The sequence below is a fragment of the Bradyrhizobium sp. Crot121 genome, from assembly GCF_059512385.1.
Genome location: NZ_JCAMOR010000026.1, coordinates 88180 through 109902, shown reverse-complemented (window position 1 = coordinate 109902; position 21723 = coordinate 88180). Strand labels below are relative to the sequence as shown.

Annotated in this window: 23 protein-coding genes; 9 read left to right on the top strand and 14 right to left on the bottom strand. The window is 62.3% G+C overall.

Annotated elements, in window-relative coordinates; all coding sequences use genetic code 11:
- Positions 1–580 precede the first annotated feature (580 nt).
- A complete protein-coding gene (locus tag AC5ZGW_RS22885; protein WP_130231366.1) occupies positions 581–838 on the top strand; it encodes a hypothetical protein in 258 nt (85 codons plus the stop codon).
- A 4-nt stretch (positions 839–842) separates the two neighbouring features.
- On the opposite strand, the gene AC5ZGW_RS22880 is transcribed toward AC5ZGW_RS22885, so the two are convergent.
- The 3 genes from AC5ZGW_RS22880 to AC5ZGW_RS22870 all read right to left on the bottom strand — a co-directional run bounded on the left by AC5ZGW_RS22880 (position 843) and on the right by AC5ZGW_RS22870 (position 4924).
- Positions 843–2132 (bottom strand): PQQ-dependent sugar dehydrogenase, encoded by a 1290-nt coding sequence (locus tag AC5ZGW_RS22880; RefSeq protein ID WP_463327457.1) that lies wholly within the window; start codon positions 2130–2132, stop codon positions 843–845.
- Between the two features lie 159 nt (positions 2133–2291).
- Positions 2292–3899, bottom strand: coding sequence for a DHA2 family efflux MFS transporter permease subunit (locus AC5ZGW_RS22875; RefSeq protein ID WP_130231370.1), 1608 nt, complete (start codon positions 3897–3899; stop codon positions 2292–2294).
- On the bottom strand, positions 3896–4924 hold the full coding sequence (locus AC5ZGW_RS22870; RefSeq protein WP_463327436.1) for an HlyD family secretion protein: 1029 nt from the start codon (positions 4922–4924) through the stop codon (positions 3896–3898). Before AC5ZGW_RS22870 ends, AC5ZGW_RS22875 begins: the two co-directional genes overlap by 4 nt.
- Before the next feature lie 299 nt (positions 4925–5223).
- Here AC5ZGW_RS22870 and AC5ZGW_RS22865 point away from each other — a divergent pair, with 299 nt between their 5' ends.
- Positions 5224–5958, top strand: a complete 735-nt coding sequence (locus AC5ZGW_RS22865; protein WP_130231374.1) for a DUF72 domain-containing protein — start codon at positions 5224–5226, stop codon at positions 5956–5958.
- A 109-nt stretch (positions 5959–6067) separates the two neighbouring features.
- Here the strand turns inward: AC5ZGW_RS22865 and AC5ZGW_RS22860 are convergent, their stop codons facing one another.
- The gene (locus AC5ZGW_RS22860) at positions 6068–6328 is read right to left on the bottom strand and encodes a hypothetical protein (protein WP_463327435.1); all 261 of its coding nucleotides are present in this window, start codon (positions 6326–6328) and stop codon (positions 6068–6070) included.
- A gap of 169 nt (positions 6329–6497) precedes the next feature.
- Here AC5ZGW_RS22860 and AC5ZGW_RS22855 point away from each other — a divergent pair, with 169 nt between their 5' ends.
- Complete coding sequence (locus AC5ZGW_RS22855) at positions 6498–6749, top strand: hypothetical protein (protein ID WP_035691250.1); 252 nt, start codon at positions 6498–6500, stop codon at positions 6747–6749.
- Positions 6750–6777: 28 nt separating this feature from the next.
- Here AC5ZGW_RS22855 and AC5ZGW_RS22850 read toward each other — a convergent pair whose 3' ends face one another.
- A complete protein-coding gene (locus AC5ZGW_RS22850; protein ID WP_028166424.1) occupies positions 6778–6996 on the bottom strand; it encodes a DUF6894 family protein in 219 nt (72 codons plus the stop codon).
- Between the two features lie 164 nt (positions 6997–7160).
- Here AC5ZGW_RS22850 and AC5ZGW_RS22845 point away from each other — a divergent pair, with 164 nt between their 5' ends.
- Positions 7161–7592, top strand: coding sequence for a CBS domain-containing protein (locus AC5ZGW_RS22845; protein WP_028166425.1), 432 nt, complete (start codon positions 7161–7163; stop codon positions 7590–7592).
- A 508-nt stretch (positions 7593–8100) separates the two neighbouring features.
- Here AC5ZGW_RS22845 and AC5ZGW_RS22840 read toward each other — a convergent pair.
- The 4 genes from AC5ZGW_RS22840 to AC5ZGW_RS22825 all read right to left on the bottom strand — a co-directional run bounded on the left by AC5ZGW_RS22840 (position 8101) and on the right by AC5ZGW_RS22825 (position 16876).
- Positions 8101–8304: a hypothetical protein gene (locus tag AC5ZGW_RS22840; RefSeq protein WP_028166426.1), complete on the bottom strand. Its 204-nt coding sequence runs from the start codon at positions 8302–8304 to the stop codon at positions 8101–8103.
- Between the two features lie 162 nt (positions 8305–8466).
- Positions 8467–8676: a hypothetical protein gene (locus AC5ZGW_RS22835; protein WP_028166427.1), complete on the bottom strand. Its 210-nt coding sequence runs from the start codon at positions 8674–8676 to the stop codon at positions 8467–8469.
- Between the two features lie 406 nt (positions 8677–9082).
- Positions 9083–10579, bottom strand: a complete 1497-nt coding sequence (locus tag AC5ZGW_RS22830) for a sensor histidine kinase (protein ID WP_035691260.1) — start codon at positions 10577–10579, stop codon at positions 9083–9085.
- Positions 10580–10594: 15 nt separating this feature from the next.
- Positions 10595–16876, bottom strand: coding sequence for a HAMP domain-containing protein (locus AC5ZGW_RS22825; RefSeq protein ID WP_130227528.1), 6282 nt, complete (start codon positions 16874–16876; stop codon positions 10595–10597).
- 267 nt (positions 16877–17143) lie between these two features.
- Here AC5ZGW_RS22825 and AC5ZGW_RS22820 point away from each other — a divergent pair, with 267 nt between their 5' ends.
- The 3 genes from AC5ZGW_RS22820 to AC5ZGW_RS22810 all read left to right on the top strand — a co-directional run bounded on the left by AC5ZGW_RS22820 (position 17144) and on the right by AC5ZGW_RS22810 (position 19463).
- Positions 17144–18652, top strand: a complete 1509-nt coding sequence (locus AC5ZGW_RS22820) for a PAS domain-containing hybrid sensor histidine kinase/response regulator family protein (protein WP_130227527.1) — start codon at positions 17144–17146, stop codon at positions 18650–18652.
- Positions 18653–18755: 103 nt separating this feature from the next.
- Complete coding sequence (locus AC5ZGW_RS22815; RefSeq protein ID WP_165435337.1) at positions 18756–18917, top strand: hypothetical protein; 162 nt, start codon at positions 18756–18758, stop codon at positions 18915–18917.
- 102 nt (positions 18918–19019) lie between these two features.
- On the top strand, positions 19020–19463 hold the full coding sequence (locus AC5ZGW_RS22810) for a hypothetical protein (RefSeq protein WP_207231066.1): 444 nt from the start codon (positions 19020–19022) through the stop codon (positions 19461–19463).
- Positions 19464–19581: 118 nt separating this feature from the next.
- Here AC5ZGW_RS22810 and AC5ZGW_RS22805 read toward each other — a convergent pair whose 3' ends face one another.
- From AC5ZGW_RS22805 to AC5ZGW_RS22790, 4 genes are all read right to left on the bottom strand, one after another.
- Positions 19582–19809: a DUF6894 family protein gene (locus tag AC5ZGW_RS22805; protein ID WP_035691254.1), complete on the bottom strand. Its 228-nt coding sequence runs from the start codon at positions 19807–19809 to the stop codon at positions 19582–19584.
- A 26-nt stretch (positions 19810–19835) separates the two neighbouring features.
- Positions 19836–19994: a hypothetical protein gene (locus AC5ZGW_RS22800; RefSeq protein WP_165435335.1), complete on the bottom strand. Its 159-nt coding sequence runs from the start codon at positions 19992–19994 to the stop codon at positions 19836–19838.
- A gap of 67 nt (positions 19995–20061) precedes the next feature.
- Positions 20062–20307 (bottom strand): hypothetical protein, encoded by a 246-nt coding sequence (locus tag AC5ZGW_RS22795; protein ID WP_130227525.1) that lies wholly within the window; start codon positions 20305–20307, stop codon positions 20062–20064.
- A 137-nt stretch (positions 20308–20444) separates the two neighbouring features.
- Positions 20445–20699, bottom strand: coding sequence for a hypothetical protein (locus tag AC5ZGW_RS22790; protein ID WP_245287457.1), 255 nt, complete (start codon positions 20697–20699; stop codon positions 20445–20447).
- A 78-nt stretch (positions 20700–20777) separates the two neighbouring features.
- Here AC5ZGW_RS22790 and AC5ZGW_RS22785 point away from each other — a divergent pair, with 78 nt between their 5' ends.
- Together AC5ZGW_RS22785 and AC5ZGW_RS22780 are read left to right on the top strand one after the other, a co-directional pair.
- Complete coding sequence (locus AC5ZGW_RS22785; RefSeq protein ID WP_245474843.1) at positions 20778–20966, top strand: DUF3072 domain-containing protein; 189 nt, start codon at positions 20778–20780, stop codon at positions 20964–20966.
- Between the two features lie 86 nt (positions 20967–21052).
- On the top strand, positions 21053–21307 hold the full coding sequence (locus tag AC5ZGW_RS22780) for a hypothetical protein (protein WP_130227524.1): 255 nt from the start codon (positions 21053–21055) through the stop codon (positions 21305–21307).
- 82 nt (positions 21308–21389) lie between these two features.
- On the opposite strand, the gene AC5ZGW_RS22775 is transcribed toward AC5ZGW_RS22780, so the two are convergent.
- Positions 21390–21647: a hypothetical protein gene (locus tag AC5ZGW_RS22775; protein WP_028166438.1), complete on the bottom strand. Its 258-nt coding sequence runs from the start codon at positions 21645–21647 to the stop codon at positions 21390–21392.
- Between the last annotated feature and the right edge of the window lie 76 nt (positions 21648–21723).

Here is a 21723-nt window from a genome sequence, read left to right as displayed (position 1 = left end):
GTGCTTTTTGTTGCACGGGACCCACGGGTGCAACCAGCACCCGGCTTTCCCTGCGCCCTCTGTTCGATGAGAGGGTGAAAGTGATGCAAAGCTCGGGCAGCGAATGCCGCGAGAACGCGAACTCACATCCTCTCCGCTGTTTGAAATTTGAATCCTAACCTTCCCCACGTCGTCCCGGGCTTGCCCGCCTCGGCGAAGCCCCTTGGCGTAGCCGGGAGCCGGGACCCATAACCCCAGGCCTTTGTTGTATGCTCCGCTACCACCGCTTGCTTCCGCCACAACCACAGCCTGTGGTTATGGGTCCCCGCCTTCGCGGGGACGACAGCGTAGGATGGGTAGAGCGCAGCGAAACCCATCATCCGCGGCTTGCGTCCAGCGGGCCCAGCGCGCCCACAAATTCAGCAAACGTGTTGAGCCCGCCGGTGAGATCGTCGGCCGGAAGCCTTAATTGCTGCATGATGCTGTGCCGGAAATGGTGTTCAAGTCCTAGGTATCTGCCTCGCTGGATGCAATCCAACAATGGCGGTACGCCTTGGCTTTACGTTAGAATGTACGTTGCTCCAATGCGGGAGGTGTGGCGATGCCGAGAAAGGGAATCACCGGCCACGACGAATGGGTTATCACCGAGGCGCTGGCGACGGCGCTCGTCGCCCTCGAGCAGCTTCCGCCCAAACACCAGCCGCGACCGCATATGGAAGACATCCGAAAGCTGCTTGCCGCCGGCTGCGATCGCGGAACCGTCACCCTGCATCTGGCGCAAGCGAAGTGCCGGCTGTTTCCCGACGCCGATCCGCTGGCGATCTACGAGGAATACGGGCTCAGCGACGGGCAAGGCTAAGAGGCTAACGGCTGATCCGCCAGATCGTGCCATTGGCGTCCTCGGTAATGAGCAGCGCACCGTCACGCGCTACGGCGACGCCGACCGGGCGTCCCCAGACTTCGGAATCGTTGATGACGAAGCCGGTCGCGAAGTCCTCGTATTCGCCGGTCGGCACGCCGTCCTTCAACCGGATGCGGATCACCTTGTAGCCCGTGCGCTTCGACCGGTTCCACGAGCCATGCAGGGCCGCGAATATGTCGCCGCGATACTCGGCGGGAAAGCTCTGGCCGTCATAGAACGTGAGGCCAAGCGAAGCGGAATGCGCCTGCAGCAGCACGTCCGGGACCGTGACCTTGTCCTTCAGGTCAGGCCGCGCGCCGGCGTGCCGCGGATCCTGGTTGGCACCGATGTAGAACCACGGCCAGCCATAGAACGCGTTCTCGCGGACGCGGGTCACATAATCGGGCACGAGGTTGTCGCCGAGACCATCGCGCTCATTGGTGGAGCACCAGGGCACGCCCGTTTGCGGCTGGATCGCAAGTCCGACGCAATTCCGGATGCCGGTGGCAAAGGTGCGCTGGTTCTTGCCGTCAGGATCGAAGGCCAGCACCGCCGCGCGGTCGGTCTCGTTGCCCCAGGCGGCGCCAAGCGGGCGCTCGCGCTTCCAGGCTTCCAAGCCACCCGGCGGGGTACCCATGCCCTCCCCCGAATTGCCTGCCGAGCCGACCGAGACCAGCATCCGCTTGTTGTCGGGCGTAAAGACAATGTCCCGGGTCGAGTGACCCGAGCCGTGCGGCAGCTTGGCGACGACTGTCTCCGGCTTGCCGGAAGCCTTGAGGTCGCCATTGCGATAGGCAAAGCGGACGACGCTTCCAGTGTTGGCGACATAGAGCCATTGCGGGTTGTCGCCATTCGGAAAGAAGGCGATCCCAAACGGACGATCGAGGCTGGTAGCGTAGACTTCGTTGATCGTGGGCTTGGTCGCCCCATCGGCGGCGCGCAGCACTCGGATACGCCCGGCGCGGGTCTCGGCGACGAAGATGTCGCCGTTCGGCGCGGTCTTGATGATGCGCGGCCCGTTCAAGCCGTCGGCGAACAGTTCGGCCTTGAACCCTGGCGGCACTTGGGGAATTGCGGAGGCCGTTGGCGGCACCACCCGCGACATGTTCGCGCTCGATGGCGTCGCGCCGGGCTTGGGCAGATCCTGCGGCGTGATCAGGCGCAACGTGCCGGGCTTGTCGCGCCGCCAATCGCCATAGGCTTCCTGTCCCTTCAGCACAGCAGGCTGTGCGCTTGCAGCAGCTGCATTCATCAACTCAAGCAAGGCCGCCAGCACGACGCTCGCTGCAACTGGCTTCCAGGGCATTTCATATCCTCACGCGAGACGATGATCTCGCGAACACGCATCCATAGCCCAGAACCTTGGCTGGCTCATTTCACAATCGCGTCTGTGGTTGCGACGATTTGGCCGTCAATGTCCTCTTGCCCGCGCGTTGAGATCGATCGAGCGCATGCTCAGCGCGAGCGGGATCATCAGGGCGCCGATGACTGCGAGCGTCCAGAACACATCGATATAGGCGAGGAAGTCGATCTGGCGCTGCAATGTCTGGCCGACCCATGCGATCGCCTGCGATGCCGCCTCGGAAGCGTTGGAGCCCTGCGCCTGGAAGTAGCGCGTCATCGCATCGATGGTCTGCTGGTAACCGATGTCGGATGGCGCGGCATGCTCGACCAGCCGGCTCTGATGGAATTGCTGGCGTTGCGCCAGCACGGTCTGCGCCAGCGCGACTCCCATCGAGCCGCCGATGTTGCGCGCGACATTGATCAGCGCCGACGCCTGGTTGGTCTTCTCCGGCGGCACGCCATCGTAGGAGGCCGTCGTCACCGGCAGGAACAGGAACGGCAGCCCGATGCCGAGAAAGATGCGCGACCACCCCGCATAGCCATAGGAGATATCCTGGGTGAGCCCCGTGAGATGCCACATCGAGAGCGTCACGATCATGGCGCCGAGCATGATCAGGTGCTTCGGCTGGACGACGCTCACGAGCCTGCCGACGATCGGCATCATCACCATCGTGAAGATGCCGCCCGGCGACAGCGCGAGACCCGCGAGCGTCGCGGTATAGTTCTCGTCCGCCTGCAGCAGTTGCGGCAGGATCTGGGTGGTCGAAATCAAGACTGCGCCGGTGCCGAGCATGACCAGGAAACAAGCCGCGAACTGCCGCTGGCCGAGCAGGCGAAGCTCGATAATGGGCTCCTCGCGCGTCAATTCCCAGGGGATCAGCGCCAGCAGGCAAAAGGCGGAAACCAGCGCAAAAACCAGGATCATGTTCGATCCGAACCAGTCGTTGCGCTGGCCTTCGTCGAGGACGAATTCGAGCGAGGCGAGCCCGATCGCAACCAGAGCGAAACCGACATAGTCGACGCGAAGTCCTTTGCGGAGCAATGCCCTTCGCTCCTCCTCCGCACCCGAGGGTTCGTTCACCAGCGTCCCCACAAGGAACAGCGAAAGCAATCCCATCGGCACGTTGATCAGGAACACCCAGTGCCACGAATAGGTGTCCGTGATCCAGCCGCCGAGCGTCGGCCCGATCACCGGCGCCACCACGACCGCGATGCCGTAGATCGCAAACGCCTGGCCGCGCTTGGCCGGCGGAAAAGAGTCGGCGAGGATCGCCTGCTCGGAGGTCGCCATGCCTCCTCCGCCGAGCCCTTGCACGATGCGGAACAGCACCAGAGATTCCAGGCTCCAGGCAAACCCACACAGAAGCGAGGCCACGCTGAAGGTTGCCACGCACATCATGTAGAAGCGCTTGCGTCCGATCACGGTGGCGAGCCAGCCGGAAATCGACAGCACAATCGCGTTGGCGACGAGATAGCTGGTGATGACGTAAGTGCTCTCGTCGATCCCGACCGCCAGTCCGCCCGCGATGTGGCGCAGCGCGACGTTGGCGATCGTCGTGTCCAGCACCTCCATGAAGGTCGCGATCGAGACGACGAAGGCGATGAGATAGGGATTGTGTCCACCGGCGGCGGAACGCTCCGGCGACCAGCCGCCGGCCTGCGTCGTGTCGGTCATCGCACTTTCGTCCAGGGCACGACCGACATCCCGGGGCCGACGGGGACGTCGGCGGGCCAATGATCGACCACGATCTTCACCGGCACGCGCTGCACGACCTTCACGTAATTGCCGGTGGCGTTCTCCGCCGGCAGCAGGCTGAACGCCGTACCCGAGCCGGGTTGCACCGAGTCCACGCGTCCGGTCAGTTTGCGGTCCGGATAAGCGTCAATCCTGAATTCGACGGGTTGGCCCGGACGCATGTCGCGAAGCTGGGTCTCCTTGTAGTTGGCGACGATCCAGACCTCGTCGGGCACGAACATCATGATGCTCTGCCCGGCCATCGCATATGTGCCCTTCGCGCCGCTCAGCTTGACGACGCGCCCGGACTGGGCCGCTGTGACGTTGGTATAGTCGAGATTGAGCTTGGCCTGATCGCGCTGTGCCTCTGCCTGTTGCAGCGAGGCCTTGGCACTCTCGCGTTGGGCCTGCAGCGGCTTGATCCCAAGCTCCGCCACCGTTACCGCCGTTCTCGCACGCGTGGTGTTGGCCTGCTGCGCTTCGAGATCGGACTTGGTCTGTTGCTCACGTTGCAGTGTGCCGGCGCCCTTCTGCAGCAGATCATCGGCGCGCGCGGCCTCCTGCTGCGCGAATTGCAGTTGCGCTTCGGCTTGCGCGAGTTGCGCTCGCGCCTGATCGATCTGGGCTTGCTGGCTGGTGATCTGAGCCTCGAGATTGGCGATGTTGGCCCGCGCTCCTGCAACCTGCCCCTCGGCCTGGTCGACCGCGATCCTGTAGTCGCGATCGTCGATACGGGCGAGCAGATCGCCGGCATTGACGTGCTGGTTATCCGTAACGGGCACATCGACAAGGTAACCGCCGACCTTCGGAGCAACCGAGAAGCTGCGGGCGGCGACGAAAGCATCGTCGGTAGATTCGTAGTTACGGACCTCGAGCCAATAGACGACGCCGCCAATCAGCGCAGCCAGGAGAACGCAGGCGCCCACGATCGCCAACAGCCAATGCTCGCGGAGCCGATCGCGCATCGATGGCTTCTCGGGCGCGGTCGGCGGGCTGTCTTGCGTTTCGCCGACATCCCTGAATTCAGGCTTCTGTTCGGGAGCGCGTTCCGGAGGCCGCGTTTCTTCTGCGGACGGCCCATGCTCTCGGGTCATGGCATCCACGACAGCACCTCAAGCGAAGGAGATCATTTGCAATCGATTTGGCTAACCGCGCGGTCAGACCATGGTTCCGGCGAACGACCGGGATTACCGATTGGAATTGGAACCCTCACACAGAGTGCCGGTTCTCTGTGCTTCATTTCGCTCCAACGCATCGCGAGTTTATGGCGCGCATTCTGATCGGGACATCCGGCTGGCACTACGATTCCTGGCGCGGGCCGTTCTTCCCGAAGGGCCTGCCGCTCAAGAACCAGCTTCGCTACTACGCAAGCCAATTTCCGACCACGGAATTGAACGGCGTCTTCTATCGCACGCCAACGCCCGAAGCGGTGAAGGGCTGGCGCGAGCAGACGGATCAGGAATTTGTCTTCGCCTGGAAGGCGTCCAAGTTTATCACACATTGGAAGCGCCTGTCGGAGAACTCGGTCAACAGTCTCGAGCTGCTCGAAGCTCGCCTGTCGCTGCTGGGAAACAAGGTCGGTCCCATCCTGTTTCAACTGCCGCCGCAGTTTGAGGCTAAGCCGGATCGCCTCGCCTCCTTCCTCAAGCTCCTGTCGAAAGAGCGCCGCTACAGCTTCGAGTTTCGGCACCCAAGCTGGTATGCCCCGAAGGTCATGCGACTACTGTCCGATGCGAACATCTCGCTGTGCATTTCGGACCATCACGACGCGCCGGCACCGTGGAGGCGCACCGCCGATTTCGTCTACGTCAGAGGCCACGGCCCCGGCGGCCGATATAAGGGCCATTATCGCGATGCGACACTGGCGGAGTGGGCCAAGCGCATTCGTTCCTGGAAGAAGCAGGGCTGCGACGTCTACGTCTATTTCGACAACGACCAGAAGAGCGCCGCGCCCGCCGACGCGGCCGCCCTGCGACAATTGATTGAAGGGGGAAAGTAGGAACCAGCAGATCGAGCGCCCTCGATCAGTAGTTGCAGCCAGTTGATCAGGCAACGTTCCTGACGAAAAATGCCGGCTCATGGCCGGCATTTTTCTTGATCGCATCGGTCTAATATCGGCCGCCCGATTGCGTCCCCTTGTCGCTCTTGGTCCCGGCACCATGGCTGGAAGGATGGGCCGCGCGGCTCGAGCCGCCGCCGGCGCCGGTCGTCATGCCCTTCTTGTTCATGTGCGTACTCGTACGCGGTGTCGCGCCAGGCCCGACATTGCCCTCGCTCGATGCACCGGGCGCGGGCTGGGCCTGCTGCGCGAGCGCGCCGCCGGCAGACAATGCCAGAACGCATGCAGAGGCCAGAATGATCTTCTTCATCGGTATCTCCTTGGATTGACCTTTCGGCACAACCCGGCGCCGCCCGAACCGGTTCCTACCGCCGTGGACGCAAGTTCGTGCGTTTCGCCATCCACGCTCAATAGATCGCGAGAACACTTAGGAACCAAATACGGCAAACCGGGTTCCCCAGTAAATTCGAGGAACCGGCATGTCGGCGTGGTTCAAGGACGAGTCCTTTCCCGTGCTGCTGGAGAGCGCGGTACAGATCGCGTGGGACTACCTCAGGCGGGCTGGCGAAATCGATGATCCGGTGGAAGCACACCATTTCCTGATCGAGAAAGTCGCCTTCATGATCAGCCAAGGCCAGCACAACAGGCTTGTGCTGTCAAACCGCGCCATTTCCGCGTTTCAGCAATACAAGCGCGCACGCACCATCGAGTTGTCGTTGATCTCGCGATAAGATCGGTCATAGGCGCAGCGCGCCTTGCCTAGTGGATGATGTCTAGCGGCAATCGACAAATCTCGTCACCGTCTTCGTTGGTGACAAGGATCGAGTAGTGCCTGTTCTTCAGGTCCGGGTGTTCGCCGAGCAGCCGCCGTGCGATGTTGTCGGCCGAATCCATCGCGGCGATATCGTCAGCGAGTTCCGCGCCGCCTTGATCGGCAACCGTCTTGGTGTTGACGAGATCGAAATGGTAGAGCGGCATTTTTCGCTCCCGCCTGGCATCGTCTCACCCCAGACTACGTACGACAGCCCGACTTGGTTCCCGGTCGTAGCCGCCGTTCGGTCCCGCCTTGAAAATCCTGCGGCCCGAAGGAACGCCGATCCGCAACATCGGTTAGGCGCTAAACGACGACAGCGAGGTCTGCCATGAGAGTTTGCGATGCGATGACCCCCGACGTTCAGCTCTGTACTCCTGAAGACAGCTTGAAGGATGCGGCAGAGGCTATGGGCGCACTCGGCGTCGGACTGCTGCCGGTCACCGAGAACGACCGCCTCGTCGGCATGGTGTCCGACCGCGATATCGCTATTCGCGGCGTCGGCATGGGCCGTGGGCCGGAGGCGCGGATCCGGGACGTCATGACTGCCGAGGTGAAGTACTGCTTCGAAGATCAGGATCTCGACGAAGTGACGGCAATTATGGGCGAGATTCAGGTCCGTCGCATGCCCGTACTCAATCGCGAAAAGCGTTTGGTCGGTATCATTGCGCTCGGCGATATTGCGCAGGCCAACGGCGGTGACAGCGCCGGCGTGGCGCTGAGCGAGATTTCTCGTCCCAGCGCCCAACATGCACAGCTATAGCGATGCACGAGCATCAACACGACAAAGTCAGCCTCAACCTAGACCTGCTTTGCGCGACATTGGCGATCGTCAGCGCGGCACTGCTCACGGGGATGCTGAGATATCTGCTGGGATGAACAGTCCCAACCATGTGCGGCAGACCGCCGGTTCGCCGACCGTGTCCCTATACTTGCCGAGTTTCCTGATCGCCGCTGGCGTCGTTATCGCCTTGGGTGCGATCGCTTGTTCGCGAATGGCTTATGTCGAATCCGACTAGGTCCCGTCGGTTCTGGTTGACGAGGCTCGGACGTCGAAAGATGCGATCGGGGCGACGGCGCCATCTGATGTGAGCTGCTGCTCATCCTTCGTCTCGAAAGTCATCGAGAGGCCGCCCGTTGGATCGATGGCTCGCTCGAGCCATTTGATCGATTCTTCGATCCAGTGATCGCTATTTGCTGGATCGGCTTGCGCCCTCGCCCGGCAGGCATCGGCCTGCGCCAGACAGGCAGCCTTGCGATCCATCGTCATCTTAGCGCGGCGATTGCAGGCCGGGCGATGTCAGCCACTCGTTCAGATGAGCGGCGGTTTCCGCTTGCCTTGCCTTCTTCAGCAATGCGTCGCGCGCCTCACCTTGCGGCAACTGCTCGGCTGCCGCGCGTGCCTCGTCTGCCGCTCTCTGGAGCCGCTCGTCGAACGGCACGCTGTTCTTTCTTCGATTGCGCTTTGCCGTCATGGAAGTCTCCCGCTTCGCAAGTGAGTATAGAATCGCGCTTCCAACAATCTATCGTCGCTAACTCAGGTTACTTCGCGCGAACAAAATAAACGGCTAGGCGGGAACGGATCACTCGAAAAACAGCCCAACGGCCCTCTCTTGGCAACCCTCGCTCCTCCGCAGCTAAGGCTTGGACTGCATGGCGGCTTCGCCCTGCTCCCGCGCCGGCACGCTCACATGCACTTCATGGCCCTGCCGAATCGCCAAAGATGCAGCAGCGACGGCCGATTCGAACGCGGATTCCTTGGTCGCATATTCACCGTTCACAACGCCGTCGTGCAGCACTCCCCATTGGTCGCGAATTGGCACGATGGCGTATTGCGCAAGTCCCATCTTCCTCTCCGTTGCAAACGTCTTCGCGATTACTTCTTGTCTGGATCGTTCGGGCGAACGGTCATGTTGCTCTCGGGCATTCTGTCCCGGCCGGCGTCGCCATTGTTGTCCCGCCCGCCTGAAGTCGATGTCCCGCTACCGCTCCGGCTCGGTCTCGTTGCACTGCCGGTTGTCGGCGCGGAGCCTGGCGTGGCGGAGCTCGCGGCCGGGTCTCCCGTGGTCGATCCGCGCCCGCTCGGTGCGCCACCCGTTTGCGCCAGTGCGAGCGCGGGGCACAGCATGAATCCGAAAGCCAATGCAATTCGTGTCAGTTTCATCGCAAGCCATCCTTAAGACGTCGATGAAACTAATCGGCCAGTGACGAGAACGTTCCTAATCGCGGCTTCCGATGCCTGATCCGTCGCGGCTACGCAGTGCGCGAACTGAGCGCCGGCTCCGATCCTGGCGCATTCATATCTCGATATGAAGCAGCCTCCGTGCGCGGCTTTCCCTGCAACGGCACCGTTAGGCGACAGACCAGGCCTTCAGGGCGCCAATCGAAATCGGCATTGCCGCCAAGCTGGGTCTCGATGCTGGCGATCACGCTCCTTGTGCCGAATCCCTTGGAGGTCGGTTTGGTCACGCGCGGTCCACCTGTTTCAACCCACGCCAGGATCAGCCTATCGCTCTGCACTTCCCAGGTGATGGCGAGCCGACCTGACAGCGAGGAAAGGCTGCCATACTTCGCGGAGTTGGTGACGAGCTCGTGCAGCGCCAGCGCCAGTGTTTGCGCCGTGGCAGGCTCAAGCTGGACCTCCGCACCCTCGTACTGGATTTGTCCGGCTTCCGAATACGGCGCTACTTCTTCGGCCACCAGTCGCCGGATTTCCGCGCCCTGCCAGCTCGACAGCGACAGCACGGTGTGAACCCGCGCCAGCGCCGTGATCCGGCCCTCGACCGCCTGCACATAGGCGTTGACATTCTGCGCGCGCGTCAGCCGTACGATCGACTGCGCCAGCGCGAGAGCGTTCTTGGCGCGATGATCGACTTCTCGCGTGAGCAGGCTCTGCCGTTCTTCGGCACGCTTGCGGTCGGTGATGTCGACGGTGACGCCGCTGACCCGCACCACGCGGCCCTTCTTGTCGGTGGTCGCAGCCGCCGTGCCGACGCACCAGCGCACCTCGCCGTCGGGGCGGATGATGCGGAATTCGGCTTCGTATGATTTCACGCCCTTCGCGAATTCGGTCCAGGCCTCGCGCAAGCCATCGAAATCCTCGGGATGAAACAGCGCTTGAATGTTCGCGGATGTCAGCTCGAAGCTCTTGGAATCGACGCCAAAGATCTTGTACTGGCCATCGTCCCACATCCAGTCGCCGTTGACCCAGTCCCAGTCCCAGGAGCCCATCTTGCCGGCAGCAATCGCCATGCTGCGACGCTGTTCGCTTTCGACCAGCCGCGCGGTCGATTGCTCGAGCTCAGCGGTGCGCGCGCGGACGCGGTCCTCAAGTTCGGAATTGAGCCGCTCCAACTGCCGGGTCTTGCGGTAAAGCTCGGCGAAGACACGAATCTTGGCGCGCAGCACTTCCGGCACCACCGGCACCGGAACGTAGTCGACCGCGCCCATCTCATAGCCGCGCAGCCGATCGAAATCGCTGACCTGGATCGCCGAGATGAAAATCATCGCGGTCTTCTGAAAGCGCGGATGTTCGCGGATCATGGCCGCGAGCTCGAAACCATCGAGCTCGGGCATGCAGACGTCGACCAGGATGACCGCGACTTCGTTCTTGAGCAGAAACTCGAGCGCTTCCCGCCCCGACGCGGCCACCACCAGATTCTCGCCGAGCTCCTTCAGGATCACTTCATAGGCCAGCAGCTTCGCCGGCTGATCGTCGACCAGAAGGATGTTTACCTTTTCATGGTCCATCATCTTCATGCCGCTTCAGCGATGTAGCCACATGCGGATGGCGAGCAGCAATTGCTCGGTGTTCACCGGCTTGGCCAGATAATCCGACGCGCCCGCTTCCAGGCATTTCTCTCGGTCGCCCTTCATCGCCTTCGCGGTCAGTGCGATGATCGGAAGACGGGCAAGCGCCGCATTCTGCCTGATCACGCCGATGGTCTGATAGCCGTCCATCTGCGGCATCATGATGTCCATCAGGACGATGGCAATCTTGGGATTGGATTCGACTAGCGCGATCGCCTCGTGGCCCGTCGTAGCCGTCAGTACCTTCATACCACGCCGTTCGAGCACGCTGGAAAGCGCGAAGATGTTTCGCGCGTCGTCGTCGACGAGAAGCGCCGTCTTGCCAATGAGATCCTCATCGGAACTGTTAAGTTTCTCGAGCATCCTTTGCTTTTCAATCGGCAATTCAGTGATGACACGGTGCAAGAACAGTGACGTTTCGTCGAGCAGACGTTCCGGGGATTCGACGCCTTTTACGACAATGCTGCGCGCCATTGTGTGAAGCTCGGCATCCTCCTCGGCCGAGAGTTCCCGTCCGGTGAAGACTACGATCGGAACATTGGACAGGCTTTCATCCTTGCGGATTTCGTCGAGCACCTCAAAGCCGCTCATATCGGGCAGCCGCAGATCAAGTACGACGCAGTCGCAAGGGATGCTTCGCAAGGTCGAGAGCGCCCCGGCTCCGGTACCGGTGGTGACGATCTCGACGTCCTTATGATCCAATAGCTCCTTGATGCTGAGCCGTTCGGCCGGATTGTCCTCCACGATTAGAAGCCGCTTGCGTCGCGGCCTTGCATATTCTTTGATCTGGGCGAGCGCCGCGCTGACGCCCTCGGTCGTCGTGGGCTTGTTGACGAACGAGAAGGCGCCGCGCGCCAGCGCATGCTGCCGGTCCTCGTCGAGCGTGATGACCTGCACCGGTATGTGCCGGGTCAGCGGATTGTGCTTGAGCTGGCTCAGCACGGTCCAGCCGAGCATGTCGGGCAGGAACACATCGAGCGAAACCGCGGTCGGCTGGAACTGCTTGGCGAGGTCCAATGCCTCGGCGCCGCGGTTCGCGACCAGGACCTTGAAACCCTTGTCCCGTGCGAGATCGACCAGGACCCGCGCGTAATGCGGGTCGTCTTCGACGATCAGGAGGATCATGTCTCCGGGCTCGAGATTGAGCCGGTCGTCCAGCACCTCCGCCACGCGCTCCTGCGTTGCGGGCGCCTGCAACGCCGGCGCACCGCCCTGCGATAAGGGCAGCGCGGGGGGCACGCGAAGCGCAACGCTCGGGCCGGAATATTTCAGCGGCAGATAGAGCGTGAAGGTACTGCCTCTGCCCGGCGCACTTCGCAGATGGATCTCGCCGCCGAGCAGGCTCGCGAGTTCGCGGCTGATCGCAAGGCCAAGGCCGGTGCCGCCATATTTACGGCTGGTGCCGGCGTCCGCCTGCTGGAACGCTTCAAAGATCAGCTTCTGCTTGTCCAGGGGGATACCGATGCCGGTATCGCTCACCTCGAAGGCGACGACCGCGGGTGCGGTGTTGAGAATTGGATGCTCGGCGCTCCAACCGCCGACCGCGGCCGAGACGGTCAGCTTGACGCCGCCCTCGGCGGTGAACTTGAAGGCGTTGGACAACAGGTTCTTCAGCACCTGCTGCAGGCGCTTGGAGTCGGTGACCATGCTGCGGGAAAGCGTCTCGTCGACCTCGATGCTGAACGACAGATGACGGTTTTCCGCCTCATGGCGGAACGGTCGGCCGACGGTTTCGAGCAGGCTCGATGTCAGGATTTCCTCGGCGTCCACGGTCACGGTACCGGACTCGATCTTCGAGAGGTCGAGGATGTCGCTGATCAGATTGAGCAGGTCGGTGCCGGCGCCGTGGATGGTGCGGGCGAATTCAACCTGCTTGGGCGCAAGATTGCCTTCGGGATTGTCCGAAAGCTGCTGGCCGAGGATCAGGATGCTGTTCAACGGCGTGCGCAGCTCGTGCGACATGTTGGCCAGGAATTCCGACTTGTATTTCGAGGTCAGCGCAAGCTCGCTCGCCTTTTCTTCCAGCGCACGGCGCGCCTGCTCGATTTCCTGGTTCTTGCGTTCGACCTCAACGTTGCGTTCGGCGAGCTGTTGCGCCTTCAGTTCGAGTTGCTCGTTGGTCTGCTGCAATTCGCGCTGCTGGGCCTGAAGCTCGCCCGCGAGTTGTTGCGACTGCTTTAGCAGGCCCTCGGTCTGCATTGTCGCCTCGATACTGTTGAGCAGGATGCCGACGCTGTCGGTGAGCTGCTCTACAAAGGTAATCTGCGAGGCGGTGAACGACGCGAGCGAAGACAACTCGATCACAGCCTTGACCTGGTTCTCGAACAGGACCGGGAATACCACCACGTTCTTGGGCAGCACGCGCATCAGCGCCGAATTCACCGGGACCACGTCATCAGGAATGTCCGAAAGCAGCCGTTGCCGCTTGTCCAGTGCGCATTGGCCGATCAGTCCCTCGCCCAAGCGCACGATTGATGGATGCGGTTTGGCGCCGTCGTCGGCATAGGCGGACAACAGACGCAGTTGCGGGATCTCGGCGCTCTCGACCTGGTAGATCACGCCCATATGCGCGTTGATCACGGGCGCCAATTCGGTCAGCAGCAGCCGTCCCACGGTCGACAGATCGCGCTGCCCCTGCAGCATATTGGTGAACCTGGCGAGATTGGTCTTCAGCCAGTCCTGTTCGGTATTGCGGTCCGTCGTCAAACGGAGGTTACCGATCATGGTGTTGATGTTGTCCTTGAGCTCGGCCACCTCGCCGCGGACGTCGACCTGAATGGTGCGGGTCAGGTCGCCTTTTGTCACCGCGGTTGCGACCTCCGCGATGGCGCGGACCTGCGAGGTCAGGTTGGCGGCCAGCAGGTTGACGTTGCCGGTCAGATCCTTCCACGTGCCGGCGGCGCCGGGCACGTTGGCTTGCCCGCCGAGCCGGCCCTCGACGCCGACTTCGCGCGCCACGGTCGTGACCTGATCGGCGAACGTCGCCAGGGTCTCGGTCATGTTGTTGATGGTGTCGGCGAGCGCGGCCACCTCGCCTTTCGACTTCACGGTCAGGTTCTGCTTCAGATCGCCATTGGCGACCGCCGTCACGACCTTGACGATGCCGCGCACCTGCTCGGTCAGGTTGGCGGCCATCACGTTCACGGTATCGGTCAGGTCCTTCCAGGTGCCGGCGACGCCGCGCACCTCGGCCTGGCCGCCGAGCTTGCCTTCGGTGCCGACTTCGCGCGCCACGCGCGTCACTTCGCCCGCAAACGCGTTGAGCTGGTCCACCATGGTGTTGATGGTGTTCTTCAGCTCGAGGATTTCGCCCTTCACGTCGACGGTGATCTTGCGCGAGAGGTCGCCGCGCGCCACCGCGGTGGTGACTTCCGCGATGTTGCGCACCTGAGTGGTGAGGTTGGCCGCCAGCAGGTTGACGTTGTCGGTGAGGTCCTTCCAGGTGCCGGCGACGCCAGGCACCACGGCCTGACCGCCCAGCCGGCCCTCGGTGCCGACCTCGCGCGCCACGCGCGTGACTTCAGCCGCGAAGGAGCGGAGCTGCTCCACCATCGTGTTCAGCGTTTCCTTCAGGAGCAGAATCTCGCCGCGGACGTCCACGGTGATCTTCTTCGACAGGTCGCCGCCGGCGATCGCGGTCGCGACCTCCGCGATGTTGCGGACCTGGGCCGTCAGGTTCGACGCCATGAAGTTGACGTTGTCGGTCAGGTCCTTCCAGGTGCCGGCGACCTCCGGCACTTCTGCCTGGCCGCCGAGCTTGCCTTCGGTGCCGACCTCGCGCGCCACGCGCGTCACCTCGGAAGCGAAGGCGTTGAGCTGGTCCACCATCGTGTTGATGGTGTTCTTCAGCTCAAGGATTTCGCCCTTCACGTCGACCGTGATCTTGCGCGACAGGTCGCCGCGCGCCACGGCGGTGGTGACTTCCGCGATGTTGCGGACCTGGGCGGTCAAATTGCCGGCCATCGAGTTGACGCTGTCGGTGAGGTCCTTCCAGGTGCCGGCCACGCCGGGCACGTTGGCCTGGCCGCCGAGACGCCCTTCGGTGCCGACCTCGCGTGCCACGCGCGTCACCTCACCCGCAAAGCGGTTGAGCTGGTCGACCATGGTGTTCAGCGTTTCCTTGAGCTGCAGGATCTCGCCGCGCACGTCGACCGTGATCTTGCGCGACAGGTCGCCGCCGGCGATCGCGGTCGCGACCTCCGCGATGTTGCGCACCTGCGCCGTGAGGTTGCCCGCCATCGAATTCACGGAATCGGTCAGGTCCTTCCAGGTGCCGGCGACGCCAGGCACTTCCGCCTGGCCACCCAGCTTGCCGTCGGTGCCGACCTCGCGCGCCACGCGCGTCACTTCGCCCGCAAACGCATTGAGCTGGTCCACCATGGTGTTCAGCGTCTCCTTCAATTGAAGGATTTCGCCTGACACATTCACGGTGATCTTCTTCGACAGGTCACCCTTCGCCACCGCAGTTGCGACTTCCGCGATGTTGCGAACCTGGCCCGTCAGATTCGATGCCATCGAATTGACGCTGTCGGTCAGGTCCTTCCAGGTGCCAGCAACGCCGCGCACCAGCGCCTGTCCGCCGAGCTTGCCTTCGGTACCGACCTCGCGCGCCACGCGCGTGACTTCGGACGCGAAGGCGTTGAGCTGGTCGACCATCGTGTTGATAGTGTCCTTCAGCTCCAGGATTTCGCCGCGCACGTCGACCGTGATCTTCTTCGAGAGGTCGCCATTGGCCACGGCCGTCGTCACTTCCGCGATGTTGCGGACCTGGGCGGTCAGGTTGGACGCCATGAAGTTGACGTTATCAGTCAGGTCCTTCCAGGTGCCGGCAACGCCGAGCACGTTGGCCTGACCGCCGAGCTTGCCTTCGGTGCCCACTTCACGCGCCACGCGCGTGACTTCGGACGCGAACGCGTTGAGCTGGTCCACCATGGTGTTCAGCGTCTCCTTCAATTGAAGGATCTCGCCTGACACATTCACCGTGATCTTCTTGGAAAGGTCGCCCCCGGCGATCGCAGTGGCGACGTCGGCGATGTTGCGGACCTGGGCGGTCAGGTTGGACGCCATGAAGTTGACGTTATCAGTCAGGTCCTTCCAGATGCCGCCGACACCGGGCACCTGGGCCTGGCCACCGAGCTTGCCTTCGGTGCCGACCTCGCGCGCGACGCGCGTCACTTCGCCCGCGAAGGCGTTGAGCTGGTCGACCATCGTGTTGATGGTGTCTTTCAGCTCCAGGATTTCGCCGCGCACGTCGACGGTGATTTTCCGCGACAGGTCGCCGCGCGCCACCGCGGTCGTCACGTTGGCGATGTTGCGCACCTGCGCGGTCAAATTGCCGCACATCGCATTGACGGAATCGGTCAGGTCCTTCCACGTGCCGGCCACGCCGGGCACGATCGCCTGGCCGCCAAGCTTGCCGTCGGTACCCACCTCGCGCGCGACGCGCGTCACTTCGGACGCGAACGAGCGCAATTGGTCGACCATGGTGTTGATCGCTTCCTTCAACTGCAAGATCTCGCCGCGGACGTCGACCGTGATCTTCTTCGAAAGGTCGCCATTGGCGACTGCGATCGTCACCTCCGCGATGTTGCGGACCTGACCTGTCAGGTTGTTGGCCATCGAGTTGACGCTCTCGGTCAGATCTTTCCAGACGCCGGTCACCTCCGGCACCTGGGCCTGCCCGCCAAGCCGGCCCTCGACGCCGACTTCCCGTGCCACGCGCGTGACTTCCGACGTGAACACGCCGAGCTGCTTGATCATCGTGTTGACGATGTTCGCCGACTGCAGGAATTCGCCGCGCAGTGGCCGCCCCTCGACGTCAAGCTGAACGGTCTGCAGCAGGTCGCCTTGTGCGACCGCCGCGACCGCGCGCGTCACTTCCCGGGTCGGCCACAAAAGGTCGTCGATCAGGGTGTTGATCGAGCCTTCCATGTCCGCCCAAGAGCCACTTGAAAGGCCGAGATTCACCCGTTGGCGGGTCTGTCCCTCGCGGCCGACGACCTGGCCGACGCGCTCGAGCTGTTGGGCCATGCGCTCGTTCGCCGCGGCGATCTCGTTGAAGGCGTCCGCGATCTTGCCGTCAATCCCGAGATAGTCGCCGCGCATGCGCGCGGTGAAGTCACCGGCCCGCATCGCCTGGAGCGACTGCAACAGGTCCTGGGCGGGATCGATCTTGCCGTTTTGTTTGTTACGGCGGGGTTCGCCACGACTACGAGGAGCCGGACCCAAATCGCTCATAAAATTCCCCCTGCACGTTGGCCGGCTTTAAATTTTCGAAGTTCCGGACCATCGGATGCATAAGACGGATAGGTTGCGATCTAATCAAGACCGAAAAAATGAGCGATAACACGCGGAGACAGCCGAACGATACCAATGAGAGATCTGACGGAAGGTTCCGGGTCCTCGGGAACTTTTTTGCGACTGCTCAGCAAGCTGTTAGACCAAGCCTAAAGCGGGAACGAAGGTCGCACTTTGGCGTTTGCTGTCGGCGGGGCAGGATTTCATATGGCCAAGAAGACCAAACAGCTCGAACGGGACTATTTCGAGAGCGAGCGCAATTTCCGTCTTCTGGTCAAGGCCGTCACGGACTACGCCCTTTACATGCTGAGCCCACAGGGCATCGTCGTGAACTGGAATGCCGGTGGCGAGCGAATCAAGGGCTATTCATCCGAGGAAATCATCGGCCAGCACTTCTCGCGTTTTTATACCCCGGCGGATCGGGCGGCGGGCAAGCCAGCACGGGCGTTGAAGATCGCCGAGGAGACCGGCCACTACGAGGAGGAAGGCTGGCGCGTCTGCAAGGATGGCTCCTTCTTCTGGGCGAGCGTTGTGATCGACCCGATTCGCGACCGCTCCGGCCGCCTGATCGGCTTTGCCAAGATCACCCGCGACATCACGGAGCGACGCGAAGCGCAGCTCAAGCTGGAGCAGATACAGCGACAGCTTGCGGAATCCCAGAAGATGGACGCGCTCGGCCAACTGACCGGCGGTGTCGCGCACGACTTCAACAATCTCTTGATGATCGTCTCAGGCAATCTGCATAAGATCAAAAAGGAGCTAACAAGCGTGAAGGCCCTGCGCGCGCTGAGCGCGATCGAGAACGCTACTCAACGTGCAGCGTCCCTGACGAGCCAGCTCCTCAGCTTCGCCCGACGACAGAGCGTCAATCCGCGGACCATCGACGTCGATCGCCAGATCATGTCGGTGCGCGAGGTGTTGGCAAGTGCCCTCGGCAGCATGGTGACGTTGCAGATCGATATCCAGCCCAACGTCTGGCCGGTCTTCCTCGATCCCACCGAGTTCGAAACCGCCCTCCTCAACCTTGTCATCAACGCCCGCGATGCGATGCCGGAAGGCGGCACCGTCACCATCTCGGCGCGCAATGATTTGGACAAGGATCAGGTTCTGATTTCAGTCGAGGATACCGGCGCGGGCATTCCACAAGATGTGCTCAGCAAGGTGTTCGATCCCTTTTTCACGACCAAGCCCATCGGCAAGGGAACTGGCCTCGGCCTCTCCCAAGTGCATGGCTTCGTCCACCAAGCCGGCGGGACGATCGAGATCGAAAGCGCGCTTGGCACGGGCACCAAGGTCCGTCTCCGCTTGCCCCGCAGCAGCGCGGCCGAGCATCACGAACAGGGGAGCTTGAACAAGCAAGCCTCCGCGACCGTCCTGCTGGTCGAGGACAATCCCGCTGTGGCCGACGCAAGTGCCGGGCTGCTCGAGCAACTCGGCTACACCGTCCGCTGGGTGCCTAACGCCGAGACGGCGCTGCAAGAGATCGAGGCTGACGATGTCGACCTCGTATTCAGCGACATCATCATGCCCGGCAAGATGGACGGACTGAAGCTGGCGCGCGAGATCAGAGAACGAAATCCGACGCTGCCAGTCCTGCTCACGACCGGTTATTCCGATTCCGTCAAGCACGTCAGGATGGATTTTCCAATCCTCCGCAAGCCCTACCAGCTTCACGAGCTCAGCCGTGAGCTGTCCAAGCTGACCGGGCACGACTGACCCCCGCGGCGCGGGCCATTTCTTGCGGCTCGCAGGAACCTGCCCGCCCCCAGATCTGTTGTTGCGGCAGCCATGGGAAATGCCGCTGGAGCATTGATGGCCAATGACCACCCGCAGGAGACCGCCGAAACGCAGCAAGCTCGCGCACGGGAGGGATTTGGCGGCATGCCGTCCGCTCGTGCTCGACGATTCCAGCTCCGATGAATTGCTGGACGATTGGATGGTCGCCTATCCGGGCACCGAGTTGGTCACGTCGGCGGCCTGATCTGAAGCCTTGGCGACCCCATCAACCGGCCTGACTCGTGGACGGCCAGCTTCCCCGGACGAGCCGGACCCGTTCGATGCGCCCGCATTGCTCGCAGCGATATTGAATGACGTCCTTGCCGTCCTCGCCCGGCGCGCTCCGCTCGAGCCGCATTGTCTTCCTGCAGATGACGCAGGAGATCAGTGTGAGCAGCGGGTTGCGATCGTCATTCATCGTTCCCGTCCGACACAAAACTCACCGAAGTTAACCTATGTGGCGGTTGCGGCGGCTGAAATGGGCCATGTTATCACTATTCGATGTAGTTATTATCGATGGCCGCCGGGGGCCGAGCTTATGGAACGTAAGCGATCTCCATTGGAGCGACAGGCGGCCGACGCGCTGCGCCGCGCACGCCGGCTCCCCGTCGGCGCCGACCGCAACGATCTTCGCCAGCTTGCAGTCGGACTGCTCTTGTTGCACCGCCGTGGCATGGACGCCCTGCTGGAAGGTCGCCTCCACGGGTTTTCCCGGCTGAACCGGCCTCTTTCCGAAACAATCGTCGATTGACATTCCAAGGACGGGAGCATCGGGCCGACGCGGCGCAATATTCGCTGCGCTATTCCGGTTGCCAAAGACCGGCCAACTGCTCGGCCGCGGTTCACCGAGCAGATCGACCTGGTTCGCGTCAGCCGCTCTTTTCGGCGGTATCGATACTTTCACGATGAATCTCGATGCCGGCATCATCAAGCACCACGACCGCATAACCTTTGCCGAGATATTCCTGCCCGCTCTCAGCGAGATCGATCGCAAGCCGCTTGGCGTGCACGAGCGCCTGGTCGCGGTCACCCACCGGTCGTCCGATGGCATCGAGCGCCCGATCGTGGTCAACAATCCAGAAGTGATAGCGGGTCATCGGTATGCTCGTGGCTGCGACCGCCTTCAGCTGGTATTGCTCTCCCGCCACTTTTCGAGGTCAGGTTTCGGATCGCCGGATCGCTGCTCCTTCTCCGGCTTCTCCTTCCACGGTTTGTCGGTCTGCTTGTGCGAACCCCAGTCGGTCTGCTGCCGGGGATCATCGAGTGGCGTTTCCTTGCTCATGCGACACCTCCTGGAGGAAGCAAGCGCAAGCGCTAAATCTGTTCCTAACGCGGACACTCCGCCGCGGTCACGTCGCAGGTTCGAGCTCTCGCCCGACCAGCATCGCGCGCCCGTGCTTGAAGCGCCGATAGTCGTCGATCGCCCTGTTCGCCAGCAGAAGGCGCCGCCGCTCTCCCCGTCGCACCATCAGTTCGATATCGTCGACCAGAAAGCGGCTCGCGACTGCGCCATCGTCAAGCTCGCCGGCGCGCTGGAGAAAGTCCCAGGCGATCTGCACCGAATCTTCGATCAATATGGGCAAGGGCTCAGTCATGGTCTCCTTGCGGTGAAAACGCGTGGAGACGACGTCCGTTCCTGGTTGGAAGCGGGCGGGAGCACATCGTGCTGTGCTGTCGCGCAACTGCCCGCCTATCTATCCGCAAACGCGGCTAGCGAGGCTGGTTGGCGCGCTCAATCCTTCTTCGGTCGCACAACCGGCTGGCGTTTCAGGTGCTCTCTGACGTCGGGCAGCCGTTCGCTGCCGCCGGCAGCTTTCCACTGACCGATCAGCTCAGTCATCTCCGAGCGCATGGCAAGCAGCCGGCGCGCCGCCTCCGTGCAATCGTGATCGTGATTGACCTGATCGCGGACCACGCCCTCGGCAACGATCATCTCGTCCCGTAGCGCACTGATCTTGCGACGGATTTCATTAATTCTATTATCCATGGCCTGTTAGAACAAAAATAGAACATAAAGTCAAGTCACGGATTTGAGACTACGAGGCAGCGGACCATGAGGACACCGGTGGCGAAATATGGCGGGGTACGCGAGCGCGCCAGTGCTCAAATGACCCGCGCTCAGGCATTGCGATTGAAGGGTCTTGCGGAAGAGGCCTACCAGCCCAGGCAATACGCGGCGGATCTGAGCTTTGAAGAAGCCGAGCGGCGTATTCAGGCGCTCGAGGCGGAAATCGCGCTGGCGGATTCCTTCTAGCCGATGCTGGCAGCCCCTCGCCTCCTGTTAACAAATGATATAGCCGGGTGACTTAAGCGTCGGTTGGTCGTTGCCCGGAGCGTCTCTTGCTGGATATCGAAAGGAATTCGCCGCTCCCGTTCCCGCTTGCGTTGAGGGACGGGCGGACGATCGCGACCGTTGGCGACGTGGCGGATTTCTTTTCATCACTCACTGAGGATCAGCGCGAACGCGTTCACTGGCGAACGGCGATCCTGATGCTGAACAATGCCATGAAGGAATCGCGCTATCTGAAGATCGCCGCCATCAACCTGCGCTCCGCGCTCGCCTATGACCGCTTGCTGGCGGAGGACGCGCTGTGACCGTGTTCGCAGGGGCATGGCCGAATCGCGGCTCTCTGCGGCAATCCGGGGTGGCCTTGGAGACCAGGCGCCCCGTTTCCTGTCAGAGCAGTTTTGCGCGCACGAACAGCGCGCGCAGCGCATTAGTCGCCGGGATCGCCAGCATCGCGTTGTCGGCGGCTTTCTCCAGCGCGCTGACCGCCTCGTCGTGCAGCGTGCGGAATTCCATCCACTCCACCGAGTTCAGATTGGTGATGAAGCGATAGGCCTGGCCGACGGTCGCAATCGTGACGGTCTCGCCGTTCAGCTTGATCTTGAACGTCGCCTTCAGCGGTGTGTCGGAACTCGATACGTCACCCATGACGCGGTTGTGCAACGGGCGTAGCCAAAGTCAATCTAATTCTATCTCCCGCCCTGGACCTTCATCCCCACAGGCC